This window comes from Paenarthrobacter sp. CCNWLY172, from assembly GCF_037402035.1.
In the GTDB taxonomy this organism is placed as follows: Bacteria; Actinomycetota; Actinomycetes; order Actinomycetales; family Micrococcaceae; genus Arthrobacter.
Map to the genome: position 1 here is coordinate 109913 of NZ_JBBEGB010000010.1, position 19250 is coordinate 129162.

Sequence of the window (19250 nt, forward strand, 5' to 3'; positions counted from 1 at the left end):
GATTAGGGATCATTGAAGCGCAACAAAAGCGCAAGATTCAGAAGATAACCGTGCACAATAGGTGCATGATCGATGCGAGGCTCATCACACTCAGGGTGTTTGCCCGCTGCGGCACCATTGGCGCCACAGCGGAGCTCACCGGTTACTCCCCGTCTGCCGTCTCCGCGCAGCTGCGGGAGCTCCAGCGCATGCTGGGAATGCAGCTGCTGACCAAGGATGGACGGGGCGTGCGACTGACCGCCACCGGCCGCTTTCTTGTGACTGGATCGGACACCCTCATTGCCGAATGGGAGAGCCTGCGAGCAGCAGCCATGGAGGCCGGCGACCAGGTGCAGTCACATTTCGGGCTGGGCGGATTCTCGACGGCTGCCGCGCAGTTGCTGGCGCCCTTGGCGGCCACCTTGCGCTCCACTCGCCCCTTGCTGGAGGTCCAAGTACTCGAGGCCAACCCGGCCCGCTGCTTCGACTTATTGGTGGCAGAACGACTCGATCTCGCGGTCATCGTCGCCATGCAGTCCGAAACCTACGGCGAGGACGATCCCCGGTTCGAACAGACCGTGCTGCTGGACGATCCCCTGGACGTGATCATTCCCGCTGATCATCCATTGGCACAGCGGGAAACAGTGACGCTCGAAGAGCTTGCCTCGGAACCCTGGATCACCGAAGCCGCCGGCTCCACCTACCACTCCCTCTTCACGGCAGCATTCACGGCGGTGGGGCTGACACCTCGGATTGCGCATGAGGCCGTTGAGTGGGAAACCCAAATAGCGTTCGTGGGAGCGGGGCTGGGCGTGGGCCTGCTGCCGCGACTGGCCCCCCTGCACAGTACGGAGAACGTGGTTCGGCTGCGTATCACCGGCAAGGGTAAACCCACCCGCCGCATTATCGCTGCGGTGCGCAGGGGCAGTATCGCCTCACCACTCATCCAGGAGTCGCTCGGCATTCTTCAGGAGAGCGCTCATCGGATCCTCACGGCCCGCCCCGAGGACGACCGCTGACTTCCGCACCGGGCAGTGGCAGTTCAGGCCCAGACCTGGTAGCCCGTGGATTTATCGAACAGCTTCCGGGTGGAGAGTCCCTCTGCCGCAATCCAGAGCACCGAATCATCATCGGCGGCTTGCTCCACCAGACCGGTGAGGACGTGATGGCCCGAAAGCCAAACCTCCACCGTGTGGCCGATCAGCTGGGACCAATCCATGCGGAGGCCACGGCCGTGAACGGTCTTGACCAGAGCAAGGTCCGTCATGGCCTTCACCAGCCGCGCTCTGCGAGGCGGTGGGGCTGAGGAATGTCGTCGACGTTGATGCCCACCATGGCTTCGCCCAAGCCGCGGGAGACCTTGGCGATGACATCCGGATCGTCGTAATAGGCCGTAGCGTTCACGACGGCGGCGGCGCGCTCGGCCGGGTTGCCCGACTTGAAGATACCGGAACCAACGAACACACCGTCGGCGCCGAGCTGCATCATCATGGCAGCATCAGCCGGGGTGGCGATGCCACCGGCGGTGAACAGCACCACGGGCAGCTTGCCGGTGGCGGCAACTTCCTTGACCAGCTCGTACGGGGCCTGCAACTCCTTCGCCGCAACATACAGCTCGTCCTCGGGAAGGGCGGCAAGCTTTGCAATCTCCGAACGGATCTTGCGCATGTGCCCGGTCGCGTTGGAAACATCACCGGTACCGGCCTCACCCTTGGAACGGATCATCGCCGCGCCCTCGTTGATACGACGCAACGCCTCACCCAGGTTGGTGGCACCACAGACGAAGGGCACGGTGAAGTTCCACTTGTCGATGTGGTTGATGTAGTCCGCCGGGGTCAGGACCTCGGACTCGTCGATGTAGTCAACGCCGAGGGACTGCAGGACTTGGGCTTCGACGAAGTGGCCGATGCGGGCCTTGGCCATGACCGGGATGGACACGGCGGCGATGATGGCATCGATCATGTCCGGATCCGACATGCGGGACACGCCGCCCTGGGCGCGGATATCGGCCGGGACACGTTCGAGCGCCATGACGGCGACGGCACCGGCATCCTCGGCGATGCGGGCCTGTTCGACGTTAACGACGTCCATGATGACGCCGCCCTTGAGCATCTCAGCCATGCCCCGCTTAACGCGGCTGCTGCCCATCAGCGGGATGTGTTCGAAGAGGAGGGGTCTTGTCGTCACGCGATACTCCAAGGGCTGAAGGCTGTGATTGCATCACAAGCGCCCGGATAGACCAGCGGCAACCGCGGAAGTCTGATATCCGGATGATATATTAGTTGGAGTGTTCAGTATGCAACCGGCCAACCAGAGAGTCAACAGCCGGGAAGGCGCAGGCCGCGCTAGGCCGCGAAAAGCGCCTGACGCACTGCCTGCTCAAAACCACTCACGTGAACCCGGGCCAACTCAGCCGCCTCCTCCTCATCGCCGTCAATAACAGCCCGCAGCAGATCAAGGTGTTCGCGCACGTGGTGCTCCAGATTGGGCAGCCGGTCCAGGACCATGCACCAGATCCGCGTGGCCAGGTTGTCATAGCGGATCAGGACGTCTTCAAGATGGGGATTCGCAGCAGCCGCGTAGATCCCCTGGTGGACACTGGCATCGAGCCGCAGCGTTTCCACTACTGAAGCAGCGCTGACATCGAAAGCTTCCACCGCCTGCATGACATCCCGCAGATGCTGCCTGGTGGCAGGTGAAGCAACCCGGGCCGCCCTTGCAGCAGCCAGTGGCTCCAACTGCGCCCGAATCTCGGAGATGAAAGCCAGGTCCGTTACTTCCACGCGGGTGGCGAACGTGCCCCGCCGCGGATAGGTGATGACCAGCCGGTCCAGTTCCAAACGCTTCAAGGCCTCGCGCACCGGCGTCCGGCCTATCTCCAGGTCCTTGGCAAGCTGATCGTCGTTGAGGAGGTCGCCGGGCTTGATGTCCAGCATCAGGAGGCGATCCCGGAGGCGTTCGTAGGCGAGGTCAGCCAAAGACTTCCTCGTGTCTTCGCCGGCGATTGCCAGAGTTCCAAAAGCCACAGCCCCATCCCCTTCTTCACAACCGAAAAACCTATTGACCTACCTGAGTCACCAGTATACGCTGAATCCCAATCCTAATATATCAGTTCAGGACCCAGGAATATATCTAAAGGAGGCGACATGACCCTCATGGCGACAGACTCACCGGTAAGCACACTACCCACGCCCGAATTGCTCAAAGAAGAGCAAGCACAGAAGTTCGTACTCACATTGTCGTGCGTCGAACGCGCCGGGATCGTTCAGGCAGTCACCACCTTCCTGTTTGAGCGCGGCTTCAACATCGAAGAACACCAACAGTTCGACGACGGCCTCCGCCAGACATTGCACCTGCGGACCGCTTTCTCGGGCCCGCCGTCCTACTCGCCGGAACGGCTTGAAGAGGAGTTCAGCGCGATTGCCGACCGTTTCGAGATGAAGTTCAGCTTCCATGACCAGACCAAAAAGCGGGTCCTGGTGATGGTGTCCAAGTTTGGGCACTGCTTGAACGACCTCATCTTCCGCTGGCGCGGCGGCAGCCTTGGCGGCGACCTCGTCGTGGTTGTTTCCAACCACGAGACCCACCGGGCCATGGCTGAAGCCGCAGGCTTGCCTTTCGTCTACATTCCCGTCACCCCTGACACCAAGGCAGAGGCTGAACAGCGCCTTCTGGACCTGGTGGAGGAGTACAACGCGGACCTCGTGGTGCTGGCACGCTACATGCAGGTCCTCTCCGACGATCTTTGCCGCGCCCTTGAGGGCCGCGCCATCAACATCCACCACTCATTCCTGCCCGGCTTCAAGGGCGCCCGCCCCTACCACCAGGCCTATGACCGCGGCGTGAAGCTGGTGGGTGCCACTGCCCACTACGTCACCGCGGACCTGGACGAGGGACCGATCATCGAGCAGGAAGTCATCCGCGTCGATCACAGCTACGGCCCCACGACCCTCTCAACCGTGGGCCAGGATGCCGAAGCCCTGGCATTGTCCCGCGCCGTCAGGTGGCATTGCGAACACCGCGTGCTGCTGGACCAGACCAGCACCGTGGTTTTCCGCTAAGCCACCCGTCGCCCCAGACCCCACACAAACTTCAGCAGGAGAACCCCCATGGCATCCACGCCCCGCATTGTCATCATCGGAGCCGGGATCGTCGGCACCAACCTCGCCGACGAACTGGTCACCCGCGGATGGAACAACATCACCGTCCTGGACCAGGGACCCTTGAACATGCCCGGCGGCTCCACGTCCCACGCGCCGGGCCTGGTCTTCCAGACCAACCCGTCAAAGTCCATGGCCCTCTTTGCCAAGTACACGGTGGAAAAACTCCTGTCCCTCACCGAGGACGGCCAAAGCTGCTTCAACCAAGTGGGCGGCCTTGAAGTTGCCACGAATGAGACGCGCCTCGCTGACCTGAAGCGCAAGCTCGGCTACGCACAATCGTGGGGCATCGACGGCAAGATCCTCACCCGCGAGGAATGCAAGGAGCTCTACCCCCTGATCAATGAGGAAGACATCCTGGGTGGCCTCCACGTTCCCACCGATGGCCTGGCGCTTGCCGCCCGCGCCGTGCAACTGCTCATCAAGCGCACCGAAGCTGCCGGCGTGAAGTACATCGGCAACACCGAGGTCACCGGAATTGAGCAGTCGAACCGCCGCGTAACCGGCGTCGAGACCGCCGAAGGCGTCATCCCGGCGGACATCGTGGTTTCCTGCGCCGGCTTCTGGGGCGCCAAGGTGGGCGAGTTGATCGGGATGTCCGTTCCGCTCCTGCCGCTGGCACACCAGTACGTCAAGACCACGCCGGTTCCCGCCCAAAAGGGCAAGAACGAACTGCCCAACGGCGCCCAGCTGCCCATCCTGCGCCACCAGGACCAGGACCTCTACTATCGCGAGCACGGCGACCGTTACGGCATCGGCTCCTACGCGCACCGCCCCATGCCGGTGGATCTGGATGAGCTGGGCAGCTACGAGCCAAGCAGCATCAGCGAGCACAACATGCCCTCCCGCCTGGACTTCACCCTGGAAGACTTCCTTCCCGCGTGGGAAGCAAGCAAGCAGATCCTGCCGGCACTGCGGGAAAGCGAGATCGAGGATGGCTTCAATGGCATCTTCTCCTTCACCCCGGACGGCGGCTCACTGGTGGGCGAGTCCAAGGAAGTGGACGGGTTCTTCGTGGCCGAGGCCGTGTGGGTTACCCACTCCGCCGGCATTGCCCGCGCCGTGGCCGAACTGCTGGTGGACGGAAAGTCGCAGATTGATCTGGGAGACTGCGACATCCACCGTTTCGAAGAGGTCCAGCTGACCCCCGAATACGTCAGCGAAACGTCCCAGCAGAACTTCGTGGAAATCTACGATGTGATGCACCCGCTCCAGCCCAAGCTCTCTCCCCGCAACCTTCGCGTCAGCCCCTTCCATGCCCGCCACAAGCAGTTGGGCGGCTACTTCCTGGAAGGCGCCGGCTGGGAGCGCCCGTACTGGTTCGAAGCCAACGCCGAGCTCCTCAAGGAAATGCCGGACGACTGGCAGCCCCCGGCCCGTGACGCTTGGTCTGGAATGTTCAGCTCGCCCATCGCCGCAGCCGAGGCCTGGAAGACCCGTACCGCAGTTGCCATGTATGACATGACGCCGCTGAAGCGCCTTGAAGTTTCCGGCCCGGGAGCCCTGAAGTTGCTGCAGGAACTGACCACCGGCGACTTGGCCAAGAAGCCCGGCGCGGTCACGTACACGCTCCTTCTGGACGAGGCCGGCGGCATCCGAAGCGACATCACGGTGGCTCGCCTCAGCGAAGACACCTTCCAGCTGGGCGCCAACGGCAACATCGACACCGCCTACTTCGAGCGCGCAGCCCGGCACCAGACCCAAAACGGCACCGCCGGCGACTGGGTCCAGGTCCGCGACACCACCGGCGGCACCTGCTGCATCGGTTTGTGGGGTCCGTTGGCCCGTGACCTCATCGGCACTGTCAGCAACGATGACTTCAGCAATGACGGCCTGAAGTACTTCCGCTCCAAGAAGGTCACTATTGGAGGCGTCACCGTCACCGCGATGCGCCTGTCCTACGTAGGCGAACTCGGCTGGGAGCTCTACACCAGCGCGGACAACGGGCAGCGCCTCTGGGATGCTTTGTGGAAGGCCGGCCAGCCGTTCGGCGTCATCGCCGCGGGACGTGCCGCCTTCAGCTCCCTGCGACTCGAAAAGGGCTACCGCTCCTGGGGCACGGACATGACCACCGAGCACGATCCCTATGAAGCGGGTCTTGGGTTTGCCGTGAAGATGACCAAGGAGAACTTCGTTGGCAAGGCCGCACTGGAAGGACGCACCGAGGAAGGCTCGGCCCGTCGCCTGCGCTGCCTGACGGTCGACGACGGCAGGAGCCTGGCGCTGGGCAAGGAACCGGTGTTCTATAAGGACCAAGCAGTGGGTTACGTGACCAGCGCCGCTTACGGTTACTCGGTCCGGAAGCCGATTGCCTACGCGTACCTGCCCGCTGCGGTATCAATCGGAGACTCCGTGGAAATCGAGTATTTCGGCCGCCGCATCCAAGCGACCGTGACGCAGGATCCGCTGTACGACCCCACCATGAGCAGGCTCCGCGGCTAACACCCCGAAGTTCGCCACAGCATGCGGCCCGGGCCCCTTCCTCCTTCGCGGCCGGGAGGGTCCGGGCCGCAGCTTTTGCCCCTCAGCCTTCTCCCCCAGTTCAGCCTCTCCCCCAGTTCAGCCAGGACGGCACATGATCAGCTCAGAAACCATCAATGACTACCTTTCCCGGCTCGCCTCACGTCAGCCGACCCCCGGTGGCGGCGCAGCTGCGGCCCTGCATGCGGCACAGGGTGCCGCCTTGGTGGCCATGGTGGCCAGATACACCACCGGACCAAAATATGAGCAGCACGCGGCACTCGTCGCCAGGATCACCAGCGCAGCCGACCACTTGATCATTGAGGCATTGCGTCTGGCGGACGCCGACGAACACGCGTTCCAGTCCGTCATCGATTCCTACAAGCTGCCCTCCGACACCGAGCAGCTCAAGGCAACAAAGGCCGACGCCATCCGGGACGCCCTGGTCCAGGCCGCCCACACACCGGCCCAGCTCATCAAGGTTTCCGGTGAGGTGGTGGACCTCGCCACCGAACTTTTCGACGTGGCCAACCCCAACGTCATCAGCGACGTCGCAGCGGCAGCAGATGCAGCCCGCGCTGCCGCCACCACTGCCCGGGTCAACATCGACATTAACGTGGTGGCCATCAAAGACACCGCAGCCCGCACACGTTTAGCGGACCAGACGGATGGCCTTGAGGACAAAGTTGTCCTGGCCGCCGACTCCCTGGTCAAGCGTGTCCGCGAAAGGATCCTCTCATGACCACTGCAGTTCTTTCCGGCAAGGGACTCGCTTCCCTGGTCCGGCAGCAAGCCCAGGACGAGGCCCGCAGCCTGGGCTCCGATGGAATGTGGCCCACCCTCGCTGTTGTGGTGGCCACGGAGGACGAGTCAACGCTCTGGTACGTCCGTTCGATCGAGCGTTCAGCAGAACGCGCAGGAATTGGATGCAGGATTGTTGATCTTGGCCACGACGCCAGCGAACAAGCATTGGCCAGTGTCCTGGCCGACCTCAGCGCGGAGCCGACCGTCCACGGCATCATCCTCCAAACTCCCCTGCCTGCCGCCGTTCGGGCAGACCGGTTGGTGGGGCTCATCTCCCCGGAGAAGGACATCGACGGCGCCAATCCCCTCAGCCTCGGCCGCCTGGCTGTTGGCCAACCGGCATTCGCGCCGGCTACCGCGCGGGCGGTGGTGGAACTGCTGGACCACTTCGAGATCCCGGTTGCGGGCCGGAACGTCACCGTCGTCGGACGTTCCGCCGTGGTGGGCAAGCCGCTGTCCCTGCTCCTGTTGGAGCGGGACGCGACCGTCACCATCTGCCATTCCAAGTCGGGACCGCTGGAACGCCATACCCGGCCCGCCGACGTCGTGGTTGTTGCCGCCGGGCGCACCGGGCTGCTGAAGGGCAGTGATGTCTCACCGGAGACGGTAGTGATCGACGTCGGAACAAACGTCCTGCCCGACGGTTCGCTGGTGGGAGACGTCGACGAAGCCAGTGTCACCGGAGTCGCCGCCGGCCTGAGTCCGGTTCCGGGCGGTGTGGGGTCGGTGACCACAGCACTGTTGCTGCTTCACACAGCGGAAGCCGCCCGGCAGCAGTCCCCCGCCGCGCTGCTGGCTGCTTCCAGTTCCCGGATCTGAAGGGTTTCCCATGCATTCCAAAGCTCCACGCGAGAACATTGATGAGTCGAAGCTGACCGTCAGCAAACCCAAGACCAAGGCCGTGGGCATCCCGGCTGTTGCCAATGCCTTAAAAATTTCGCTGGAACAGATGGGGCCGCTCCGCAGCGTCCAGACCCTCTTGGCAGTGAACCAGTTGGACGGGTTCGACTGCATGGGTTGCGCCTGGCCTGAGCATGAGAAGCGCAATGCGGCAGAATTCTGCGAGAACGGTGCCAAGGCCGTAGCCGAGGAAGCCACCCGCCGCCGCGTCACGCCGGAGTTCTTCGCTCAGCATTCCGTTGCCGAGCTCAAGACCCGCGATGATTTCTGGTTGGGCCAGCAAGGCCGGATTACCCATCCGATGTTCCTAGATGAAGGCGCAACGCATTACACACCCATCGGCTGGGATGCAGCGTATGACCTCATGGCCGAGGAGCTTCGGGGGATGGACCACCCCGATCAGGCGGTGTTTTACACCTCCGGTCGCACATCCAATGAAGCAGCATTCGTGTACCAGTTGCTGGTTCGCGGCATTGGTACGAACAATCTCCCGGACTGTTCCAACATGTGCCACGAGTCCTCCGGCTCAGCGCTGGTGGAAACCATCGGCATTGGCAAGGGCTCTGTCAGCCTGGCGGACCTGGAAACGGCGTCACTGATTTTTGTTGCAGGCCAGAACCCCGGCACCAACCACCCGCGTATGCTCAGTGCCCTGGAAAAGGCAAAGAAGAACGGCGCGGTCATCGTGTCCGTCAACCCCCTTCCCGAGGCCGGGCTCCTGCACTTCGAGAACCCGCAACATGTGGTCGGCATGATTCAAGGGACCCAGCTGACGGATGACTTCCTGCAGATCCGCGCCGGCGGGGACCAGGCCCTTTTCCAAGGTCTTGGCAAATATCTGGTGGAAGCCGAAGCCGCCGGACGGAACACCCCGGGACTGCAAACGGTGCTGGACCACAACTTCATTGAGAACCACACGGTGGGCCTCAACGACTACCTGCGTTTCCTGGAAAAGGTGGAGTGGGATGACATTGTGGAGGCATCGGGCCTGACTCTGGAGCAGATCCAGGCAACCGGAGAGCGGATGCTCGCATCCAACGCCACCATCGTGTGCTGGGCCATGGGACTGACCCAGCACAAGCATTCCGTTCCTACCCTCCGCGATGTGGTCAACGTCCTGCTGCTCCAGGGCAACATCGGCAAGCCCGGCGCAGGCGTCTGCCCGGTGCGCGGCCACTCCAACGTCCAAGGTGACCGAACCATGGGCATCTTCGAAAAAATGCCGGAGACGTTCCACGACCGGCTGGACCAGGAATTCGGGTTCCGCTCTCCGCGGGAGCACGGCTTTGACACCGTGGCAGCCATTCGGGCAATGCGCGACGGGAAAGTCCGTTTCTTCATGGGAATGGGCGGCAACTTCGTCCGGGCCGCCCCCGACTCGGAGGTTACCGAGCTGGCCTTGGCCAACACCCGGTTGAGTGTCCAGATCTCCACGAAACTGAACCACTCCCACCTGTCCACCGGACGCCGGGCATTGATCCTGCCCACCCTGGGACGCACCGAGAAAGATACCCAGCGCACAGGCGATCAACGGGTCACCGTGGAAGATTCCATGAGCGCCGTTCACGCATCACGGGGACGCCTCAAGCCCGCCAGTGACCACCTCCACTCCGAAGTGGCGATCGTCTGCAACCTTGCGGACAGGCTGTTCACAGACGGCCACCAACGCCTGCCCAACACACCGCAGGCCTCATGGCTGGCCATGCGGGACGACTACACCCTGATCCGGAAACACATCGAAGCCGTGTTTGACGGTTTTGAGGACTTCGAGGCGCGGATCCAGCATCCTGGCGGCTTTGTGCTCCCCCACCCGCCACGCGATGCCAGGAAGTTCGACACCGCGTCCGGGAAGGCGCACTTCACAGGCAACGAACTGGAGTTCATTAAGATCCCTCCCGGCCGGTTGGTCCTTCAAACCCTGCGCTCCCACGACCAGTACAACACCACCATTTACGGCAAGGACGACCGCTACCGCGGCATCCACGGTGGCCGTCGGGTGGTGTTGATCAACGCGGAGGACATCACCGAACTGGGTTTTGCCGACGGGGACATGGTCCACTTGATCTCCGAATTCCAAGGAACGGACCGCCGGGCCGAGAACTTCCGTCTCGTGGCCTATTCGACGCCCAAGGGGTGCGCCGCCGCCTACTACCCGGAAACCAACGTCCTGGTGCCCCTCGATTCCGTCGCGGATACCAGCGGGACGCCCACATCGAAGTCCGTGATCATCAGGCTGGAGAAAGCCTAGACAACGCTGTACAGCATGAGCTGTGTCACATAGGATGACTGATATATCTATATACGTTCATCTGAATATCAGCTGGCCGGTTGTCCGTGAATGGTGCTTCGGTGGCCTGAAACCTGGGGAGGTATTTCTTCACCGAAGCACCACTTTCGGACCATTGGGCAGCATATTCCAGCACTAGCCAAAGAACAGGGAGTGACCATGTCAGGAAACAGAGCAGTCGCCTACAAGGAACCCGGTGTCGTGGAAATCATCGACACTGACTACCCAACGTTTGAGCTTAAAGACGGGCCGGGCGTCAACCCCGCAAACGTGGGGCGGAAAGTGCCACACGGCGCGATCCTCCGCACCGTGACCACCAACATCTGCGGTTCGGACCAGCACATGGTCCGTGGCCGCACCACAGCTCCACAGGACCTGGTGCTCGGCCACGAAATCACCGGCGAAGTGGTGGAGGTGGGACCAGACGTCGAGTTCATCAAGGTGGGTGACATCGTCTCGGTGCCGTTCAATATCTCCTGCGGCCGCTGCCGGAACTGCAAGGAGCAGAAGACCGGGATCTGCCTCAACGTCAACCCCGACCGCCCCGGCAGCGCCTACGGCTACGTGGACATGGGAGGCTGGGTGGGCGGCCAGGCAGAGTTTGTGCTGGTTCCCTACGCTGACTGGAACCTGCTGCGCTTCCCGGACCGCGATCAGGCGCTTGAGAAGATCATGGACTTGACCATGCTCTCCGACATCTTCCCCACGGGTTTCCATGGCGCCGTCACCGCCGGCGTCGCCGTGGGTTCCACGGTGTATGTCGCAGGTGCCGGGCCCGTGGGCCTTGCTGCCGCCGTCGGCGCCCAACTGCTGGGCGCCGCCGTCGTGATAGTGGGCGACATGAACGAAGACCGACTGGCGCAGGCGCGCTCCTTCGGCTGTGAAACCGTCAATGTGTCCAATGGCGACCCCAAGGAACAGATCGCGCAGATCCTCGGTGTTCCCGAGGTGGACTGTGGCGTGGATGCTGTGGGCTTCGAAGCCCGCGGTCACGGCAAGGACGCCTCCCACGAGGCCCCCGCCACCGTGCTGAACTCCCTCATGGACATCACGGCCGCCGGCGGATCCCTGGGCATCCCCGGGCTCTATGTCACCGGCGACCCGGGCGGAATCGACGAAGCCGCGAAGCACGGCTCCCTCTCGCTGTCCCTTGGTACCGGCTGGGCCAAGTCCTTGTCCTTCACCACTGGACAATGCCCGGTCATGAAGTACAACCGTCAGTTGATGATGGCCATCCTGCATGACAAGGTCCAGATCGCCAAGGCAGTCAACGCCCAGGCGATCCCGCTCGAGGACGCTCCCCGCGGCTACGCTGAATTCGACGCCGGAGCGGCAACAAAGTTCGTCCTGAACCCCAACGGTTACGTGAAGGCCTAATACACCACGGGCTCAGGACGCACCACGGGCTCAGGACGCACCACGGGCACCGGGGACTGCGCGGCATCAGTACGGGAAGGCCGGGCAGTCCCCGGTATCTGCGTTAAAACAACAGCACCACCTCAGGAAGCGAAGATCATGCTGACTCAAGACGTCGCCGCCGGCACTTCCCTTTCCCGGCGGCACGCACCCACCTGGGCCGAAGCCCGCCATGTGGCCTACCACTGCGGCGGCCCGCTCCCTGCCGTGAGCGCCACTCTCCGTGAAGCTATCGGACGAACCCTGACCAGCGCAGTCACCGCACAACGGAATCTGCCCCACTACGCATCGTCAGCCATGGACGGCTGGGCCATCAACGGCAGCGGTCCATGGACCCTTACCTTGCCAGGGCGGCAACTCGACGCCGGAGAAGCCAGCGTCATTGCCACCGGCGGGCTCGTACCCACCGGCGCCACAGCAGTCCTGCGCAAGGAAAGCGGCCACGTCTTCGGGGACGGATCCGGCATCCAACGCCTCACACTGACTCCTGACGCGCCACCGGAAGAGGCACGTCCCGGCCGGCACATCCGTCCAGCCGGAGAAGAAGCCTTACGCGGGGACGTCCTGATTCCCGCCGGCACACTCCTCAACCCTGCGCACATCGCCCTGGCCGCCGTCGCAGGCCACGATGACCTCCAGGTACAGCGCAAGCCGAGGGTCGCCGTCGTACTGACCGGTTCGGAAGTCGTGACCTCGGGCGAGCCGGAACCGGGACAGGTCCGCGACGCGTTCGGACCGCAACTGGATGCCGTCATCCTGCAGTTGGGCGCGGAGCCCGCCGGCCAGCTCAGGATTGGCGATTCGTATGAGGAATGGCTGGCAGCGCTGGGAAATGCTCCTGAGGGCTTACCGCCGGACGTAACCATCACCACCGGCGGGACAGGCAAATCCGGGACGGACCATTTCCGCGATGCCCTTGCTGCGCTCGGCGGCAGGCTCCTCCTGGACGGCATTGCCATGAGACCCGGTCACCCTGCCGTGTTGGCTGAACTTCCCGATGGCCGATTCGTCATCGGCCTCCCTGGGAATCCGCTGGCCGCCATGATGGCGCTCATGACCCTCGGCGAACCCCTGCTGGCCGCACTGGGAAACCGGAGCCTTCGGGCAGCCCGCCGGGTGACGTCCGGGGCGGACATCGATCCCTGCCCAGGGCGGACGCGGCTGATGCCGTGCACTTTTATCCACGACCTCGCATTCCCCACTTCCCGCACGGGTCCGGGGATGATGCGTGGGCTTGCCTGGGCCGACGGCTACATGGCTGTTCCCCCCGAAGGGGTGGCAGCCGGCGCGCCTGTTTCCGTCCTGCCGCTGCCGTGGACGGCTCCCAATGCGTAGATGACGCGGGTCCCAAGAAGTGAAAGGGTCCGTGCAAAACTCCGTCTAGGATGAGGAAAGACGAGCGTGCAGGCCGGACAGTGCTACCAGCCCAGGTCCGGCCTGCCTGGACAACGACACGAGGCATCATGGCCGCACGCAGCAACCCGGAGATCGACAAGGACGCAGACGCCCAAGGCGGCGGCGTCCAATCTGTGGACCGTGCGCTCCAGATCCTGGAAATCCTGGCCCGTGAAGGCGATGCCGGAGTCAGTGAAATCGCGGAAGAAATGGGCATCCACAAATCCACCGTGTCCAGGCTGGTGGGCTCCTTGGTGAACCGGGACATCGTCCGGCAGAACAGTGAACGCGGCAAGTATCAGCTGGGCTTTGGGATCCTCCGCCTAGCATCTTCCATTCCCGGCAGGCTGAGCGTGGTGCATGAAGCACGGGAAGTCCTGGAAGCACTGGCGGCCGAGTACAAGGAGACCGTCAACCTGGCCGTCCTGCGATCGAACTATGCCGTCAACGTGGATCAGGCAATGGGACCCTCAACCCTGGCCACCTACGACTGGGTGGGCAGCCTGACGCCGTTGCACGCCACGTCCAGTGGCAAGGTTCTTCTTGCCGCACTGACCGCCGACGAACGCAACCAGATCCTCAAGGCCGTGGGCCTGCCCGCGCGTACGCCGCGGACTGTAACGAACCGCGGGGAGCTCGAAAAGCAACTGCTGGACGTGGCCCGCAACGGGTACGCCACAGTCCACGAAGAGTTTGAAATTGGCCTTACCGCCATCGCAGTGCCCATCTTCAACCATGCGGGAAGCGTTATTGCCGCCGTCAGTATTTCCGGACCAGCATTCCGTTTTTCGCCGGAGGACCAGCCAGGGCTTATTGAGGGCCTTCGGGAAGCAGGACTGACTATCAGCACCCGGATGGGATACAGGCAGCGCTAACGCTAGCCACACACTGCGGACGCGCTATTCGCAACGCACCCCATGATACGCAACGCTTTACTTCTAGCCAATTGATATATCAATCTGCTGTTAAAGAGCGTGGATCCCTTGACTTTGGATGTGACGGAGCGCACTCTGTTGCATAGCGCGGATGTTGTTGATTCCTGCGGAACACGGCTTGGAGCAGTCAACCGCCACCGTCCCACGAACCAGAAGAGGTGCATCATCCCTATCGCCTGCCCGATCCGTGACCGCGCACCCGGGGAGGCGCCACGGCCCGCCATGACCATCGGATCGGAGGAAGACCCAACCTTCCCACCGACCCATTCACCAAGGCCTCGTAGAAATGCAGGCTCATGACACGCCGAGCAAAGGACCCGCTCATGGCTACAAACAGTGACACAAAACCGCTGACGCCCGAGGAACTACCTGCCGACGATCACGTTGCAGGTACCCCGGGCGCAGCCAGCCCAACCAACCCAGCCCACGCGGAGAACCCTGAAGCAGTCATCAGGGTCTCCCCCGACGACACCAACTTGGCAGCCCTCAACGCTGAGGACGGAGGCGCAGACCCCCTCTCCGATTCTGTAGAACACGAACAGATCATGGAAGAGCTGCGCCACGCCAAGACCGAGCAGGCCGTATCGGCCCGCCGGAACCGCAAACTTACCCTCGACAAAGTCACCTTCGGGATCACGGGCGCCATCGCCGTCGCCTTCGTGGTCTGGGGCTTTGTTGGACGGGACAGCCTCTCCGATACCTCCAAGGGCGCCCTGAACTGGGTCATGGAGTACACCGGCTGGCTCTTCATGGTCCTCGCCTCACTGTTCGTCGTTTTCGTCCTGTGGCTTGCCCTCGGCAAGTTCGGCAACATCCCCCTGGGCAAGGACGGCGAAAAGCCCGAGTTCCGAACCATCTCCTGGGTGGCCATGATGTTTGCCGCCGGTATGGGCATCGGCCTCATGTTCTACGGTGTTGCCGAACCGCTGTACCACTACATCTCACCGCCACCCGGGACCGTGGACGGTCGCACACCCGCGGCCATTCAGACCGCCATGGCTACCTCGATCTTCCATTGGACCCTGCACCCCTGGGCCATGTACGCAGTAGTCGGCATCGCCATGGCCTACGGCACCTACCGCTTGGGCCGCAAGCAGCTGGTCTCCGCTGCCTTCACCTCACTGTTCGGCATCCGAATGGTGGAAGGTCCGCTGGGCAAGTTCATCAACATCCTGGCCATCTTCGCCACGCTCTTCGGAACTGCTGCCTCGCTGGGCCTCGGAGCCCTCCAGATCGGCAGCGGCATGACGTCCAACGGCTGGCTGGGTGAAATCGGTACCCCGGTGCTGGTGGTCATTGTTGCGATCCTGACGTTCTGCTTCGTCGCATCAGCTGTTTCAGGCATCAGCCGCGGCATCCAGTGGCTGTCCAACATCAACATGGTCCTGGCCGTTGTTCTGGCGCTGATCGTGTTCGTAGCAGGCCCCACCTTGTTCATCCTCAACCTGATCCCCTCAGCCGTGGGTGACTACGCCCGGGACTTGGCTGAAATGTCCTCGCGTACCGAAGCCGTGGGAGACGACTCCCTGCGTAGCTGGATGACCAGTTGGACCATCTTCTACTGGGCATGGTGGATCTCCTGGACGCCCTTCGTGGGAATGTTCATCGCCCGCATCAGCCGTGGCCGCACCATCCGCCAGTTCGTCACCGGTGTCCTGCTGGTGCCGAGCGTCGTGAGTGTCATCTGGTTCGGCATCTTCGGCGGCGCCGCCTTCCACGTGCAGCAGGAAGCGGACAAGGCCGGCACCCCCGGGCTTGTGACCATGGTGGACGGCGCGCCTTCCATCAATTTCGATGGCGCCCTCTTTGACCTCGTCAAGAACCTGGGCATGCCCGGCTGGCTGACCGCAGCCGTCATTGTCCTGGCCATGGTCCTGGTGGCGATCTTCTTCGTCACTGGTGCCGACGCAGCGTCCATCGTGATGGGATCCCTCAGCTCCAATGGTGCTGAGCACCCGCGTCGAGGAGTGGTGATCTTCTGGGGAAGCCTCACCGGCGCAGTGGCAGCGGTCATGCTGCTTGCCGGCGGCGATAAACCATCGGAAGCGTTGTCCGGCCTGCAGAGAGTGACCATTGTGGCTGCCCTGCCATTTGTGATCGTCATGCTGCTGCTCTGTTTCGCCCTGGTCAAGGACCTTCGCCGCGATCCCCTGCAATTGCACAAGCGCCTGGCCACCTCAGTGGTGGAACGAGCCATCAGGACGGGCGTAGAGCAACACGGCGGTGTTCAGTTTGACCTCGTCACCAGGCACGATTGCGCTGAAAAATGCACGGAGTCCGACTGCTCGGGAGGAACACCCACGGGAACCATCCCCCTGGTTGGCAAGCCACCCCAGGACTCCAACACCAAGTAATCCAGCCTTGGCCAATCCCCTTCACACATCAGAGAGGCTGATCCATGCCCAAGACATCTGAAAAAGGAACGATTCGTTTCAGCAAGCAAACCAGCGATGACGTCACCCTCACCCTGGACGCTTCCCAACCCATGACCGTCCGGATTGAGGTGGACAGTTGCCCCTGCGGATCGGAACACACCAGGGCCGGCTCCTACGTCGACAGTGACTTCGGCCGCTGATCGGAGACACCCCGCACCACAGCAAAGCAGGCGCCGGATTCCGGCGCCTGCTTTTTTATTGACTGCTGGTTGGCAGCTAAGGCCTATTTGGGCATCAGCACCGAGTCGATCAGGTAAACCGTGGCGTTGGCGGTCTGGACGCCACCGCAGATCACGTTGGACGCTCCGTCAACCGTGAGGGCATCCTTGGTGCCGGCAACCGTTACTTCGCCACCCTGGACAGTCTTGTGGGTGCCGACGATCTGGTCCGGGGTCAGCTGACCGGGGACTACGTGGTACGTGAGAATTTTGCTCAGCAGGGCATCGTCCGTCTTGAGCGTCTCGATTGTTGCGGGGTCGATCTTGGCGAAGGCATCGTCAACCGGTGCGAACACCGTGAATTCGCTGCCGTTCAGGGTGGAAACCAGGTCAACCTTAGGGTTGAGCTTGCCCGAGACCGCGGCGGTCAGGGTCTTGAGCAGCGGGTTGTTCGATGCTGCTACGGCTACCGGGTCCTTGGCCATGCCCGTTACCGAGCCGGCACCGTCCGGAACCTGTGCGGCGTAACCGGCGCAGCCGGGGCCCACAAGGTTAGCGGCCGGATCCATGGCGGCGCTGCTCATGGCGGAGGCCGACGGCGAAGCAGACGGCATGGCTGAGGACGTCTCCGGAGCGGCAGATGCCGAGGAAGGCGAAGTGGAGGTGCTGGAACCACCACAGGCAGTGAGACCGAGAAGGGCGGCTGCAGTGAGGCCAACGAAGGCGAGGGCGGGGCGCTTTGTGGACAACATGTCATTCTCCTTGTTTTTGGAACCAGGGCGTTGGGTCCATTGGGTGGTGGGACACTGGCTGCTGATGCTGCTTTTGCTTCACCGGCGGTTTGTGTCTCACCAGCTATTCGGAGGGTGGGACGGGGTGGATGGGTGCGGATTGAAAAAGTTTTTTAAACCAGCCCGCCACACCGCGTCCGCCCTGTTCCGTGTTTGTCCCGCCGGGGCGGGTCATCTGTGGTCTCCGCAGATCCAGGTGGCCCCATAGCGCGCAGAGGAAAAGAACCACGCTGATGATGGCCGTGCTGGGAGTGATGCCGTCAACGAGGAGAACCACCACTCCCCCCACGCCGCTCACGGCACTCAGCACGGTCCTCGGATGGGTGAAAGAAGCTCGGCTCGAGGCGTTCACCCGTTCAAGACGCCCCAGCCACATCACAACCGGCAAGAGCGCACACGCAACAGCCACAAGCCATAAGGGCCGGCTCAGCCACCACTCCGCACTGCCGGGAGCAGGCAGGTGCATCTGTATCGCCAGCAGCAGACCCGCAATCGACACCATCACCGGCATGTGCCAGAGATAGATGGTCATCGCCTTGGACCCCACCAGCGCCACGAAGGACATGGCGCTGGACTTTTCGGCCCACACCCTGATGCGCCTCTGAGCCAAGGACAAGAGCATGAGTTGTGCGACTGCCAGTAGGGCAAGGGCCCCTGTTGGTGGGTTCAGGTTGCTGAACATGTCCCCTGAGTACCAACCAGAAGCGAAGAGGTACATCATCAGCATCAGCGCCAGCCCCGAGGTCCACTTCCGCACCGCAGCGGATAGCCGGCCCACCGACCCATCGGCAAGCCAGAAGCCCAGTTGCTGGATGAAGAGCCACACAAAGGCAAGGTTGGCGTACCCGAGGGCAGGAAGTTCCAGGCTCAAACGCCCCGCATCTACCGCGGCGATAGCCAACCCCAACCCCAACAGCGTACTGAGACGCGCCTTCCCGTGGGCGAATGCCAGCAGGGGAACAAGCGCTGAACATCCGAGGTAGACGGCCAGGAACCACAAAGGCTGGCTAATCCGGTACCCGGCCGTTTCAACAATCCCTGAAGGTCCCCCCGCCAACGTCAGAACCACCAGGCCCACTCCTACCGATGCCACCAGCACCACTGCGGGGACGAGGAGCCGGACCACCCGAAGCCGGATATAGTCGCCGGCAGTGCCACCCCGAAGCTGGATGCGACGCCATTGCGAGATTGAACTGAACCCGCCCGCAATGAAAAACAGCGGCATGACCTGGACCGCCCAGGACAAAGAGGCGAACCAAGGATTTCCGTCCAAGGCATTCTCGAAAACGGGCCCTTGGGGACCCATGCTCACTCCAACCATCAGGGCGTGAAGTGCAACTACCACCAGAAGGCAGAAGCTTCGGATGACATCCACGCTCACATCCCGCGCCGACTTATCCGCTGGGCCACGCGGGTCCCTGTTGTTCGAAAACCCGACGGTTCCCAGGGCCGTTTCCACCGGTAAAACTGCTGGTGCAGTTGCGTTGCTTTTCATGTCTTCGACGCTACGGAGCGGCGAACCCGATCACG

Annotated in this window: 16 protein-coding genes; 11 read left to right on the forward strand and 5 right to left on the reverse strand. The window is 62.8% G+C overall.

All coding sequences use genetic code 11. The annotated features are described in order from the left end of the window. Positions 1-65: 65 nt before the first annotated feature. The gene (locus WBN73_RS16375; RefSeq protein WP_337340801.1) at positions 66-998 is read left to right on the forward strand and encodes a LysR family transcriptional regulator; all 933 of its coding nucleotides are present in this window, start codon (positions 66-68) and stop codon (positions 996-998) included. 23 nt (positions 999-1021) lie between these two features. Here the strand turns inward: WBN73_RS16375 and WBN73_RS16380 are convergent, their stop codons facing one another. From WBN73_RS16380 to WBN73_RS16390, 3 genes are all read right to left on the reverse strand, one after another. Beyond that, positions 1022-1246: a hypothetical protein gene (locus WBN73_RS16380; RefSeq protein ID WP_337340800.1), complete on the reverse strand. Its 225-nt coding sequence runs from the start codon at positions 1244-1246 to the stop codon at positions 1022-1024. 5 nt (positions 1247-1251) lie between these two features. Beyond that, positions 1252-2127: a pyridoxal 5'-phosphate synthase lyase subunit PdxS gene (gene pdxS, locus WBN73_RS16385; protein ID WP_278251955.1), complete on the reverse strand. Its 876-nt coding sequence runs from the start codon at positions 2125-2127 to the stop codon at positions 1252-1254. Between the two features lie 197 nt (positions 2128-2324). Then, the gene (locus tag WBN73_RS16390) at positions 2325-3005 is read right to left on the reverse strand and encodes a GntR family transcriptional regulator (protein WP_337340799.1); all 681 of its coding nucleotides are present in this window, start codon (positions 3003-3005) and stop codon (positions 2325-2327) included. 120 nt (positions 3006-3125) lie between these two features. On the opposite strand from WBN73_RS16390, the gene purU reads away from it, so the two are divergent. From purU to WBN73_RS16440, 10 genes are all read left to right on the forward strand, one after another. Continuing rightward, positions 3126-4040 (forward strand): formyltetrahydrofolate deformylase, encoded by a 915-nt coding sequence (purU, locus tag WBN73_RS16395; RefSeq protein WP_337340798.1) that lies wholly within the window; start codon positions 3126-3128, stop codon positions 4038-4040. A gap of 48 nt (positions 4041-4088) precedes the next feature. After that, a complete protein-coding gene (locus tag WBN73_RS16400) occupies positions 4089-6581 on the forward strand; it encodes a GcvT family protein (RefSeq protein ID WP_337340797.1) in 2493 nt (830 codons plus the stop codon). Positions 6582-6714: 133 nt separating this feature from the next. Beyond that, complete coding sequence (locus tag WBN73_RS16405; RefSeq protein WP_337340796.1) at positions 6715-7341, forward strand: cyclodeaminase/cyclohydrolase family protein; 627 nt, start codon at positions 6715-6717, stop codon at positions 7339-7341. Beyond that, the gene (locus tag WBN73_RS16410) at positions 7338-8222 is read left to right on the forward strand and encodes a bifunctional 5,10-methylenetetrahydrofolate dehydrogenase/5,10-methenyltetrahydrofolate cyclohydrolase (protein ID WP_337340795.1); all 885 of its coding nucleotides are present in this window, start codon (positions 7338-7340) and stop codon (positions 8220-8222) included. The genes WBN73_RS16405 and WBN73_RS16410 overlap by 4 nt, the downstream gene beginning before the upstream one ends. 10 nt (positions 8223-8232) lie before the next feature. Beyond that, the gene (locus WBN73_RS16415) at positions 8233-10551 is read left to right on the forward strand and encodes an FdhF/YdeP family oxidoreductase (RefSeq protein WP_337340794.1); all 2319 of its coding nucleotides are present in this window, start codon (positions 8233-8235) and stop codon (positions 10549-10551) included. Positions 10552-10749: 198 nt separating this feature from the next. Next, the gene (gene fdhA / locus WBN73_RS16420) at positions 10750-11967 is read left to right on the forward strand and encodes a formaldehyde dehydrogenase, glutathione-independent (RefSeq protein ID WP_337340793.1); all 1218 of its coding nucleotides are present in this window, start codon (positions 10750-10752) and stop codon (positions 11965-11967) included. 138 nt (positions 11968-12105) lie between these two features. Continuing rightward, the gene (locus WBN73_RS16425; RefSeq protein ID WP_337340792.1) at positions 12106-13341 is read left to right on the forward strand and encodes a molybdopterin molybdotransferase MoeA; all 1236 of its coding nucleotides are present in this window, start codon (positions 12106-12108) and stop codon (positions 13339-13341) included. Between the two features lie 128 nt (positions 13342-13469). Further along, on the forward strand, positions 13470-14276 hold the full coding sequence (locus WBN73_RS16430; protein ID WP_207596045.1) for an IclR family transcriptional regulator: 807 nt from the start codon (positions 13470-13472) through the stop codon (positions 14274-14276). Between the two features lie 383 nt (positions 14277-14659). After that, positions 14660-16690, forward strand: a complete 2031-nt coding sequence (locus tag WBN73_RS16435) for a BCCT family transporter (RefSeq protein ID WP_242703500.1) — start codon at positions 14660-14662, stop codon at positions 16688-16690. 44 nt (positions 16691-16734) lie between these two features. Beyond that, a complete protein-coding gene (locus tag WBN73_RS16440; protein WP_207596043.1) occupies positions 16735-16911 on the forward strand; it encodes a hypothetical protein in 177 nt (58 codons plus the stop codon). 83 nt (positions 16912-16994) lie between these two features. Here the strand turns inward: WBN73_RS16440 and WBN73_RS16445 are convergent, their stop codons facing one another. Beyond that, positions 16995-17681, reverse strand: coding sequence for a fasciclin domain-containing protein (locus WBN73_RS16445; protein WP_207596042.1), 687 nt, complete (start codon positions 17679-17681; stop codon positions 16995-16997). A 103-nt stretch (positions 17682-17784) separates the two neighbouring features. After that, the gene (locus tag WBN73_RS16450) at positions 17785-19215 is read right to left on the reverse strand and encodes an acyltransferase family protein (protein ID WP_337340791.1); all 1431 of its coding nucleotides are present in this window, start codon (positions 19213-19215) and stop codon (positions 17785-17787) included. Positions 19216-19250 lie beyond the last annotated feature (35 nt).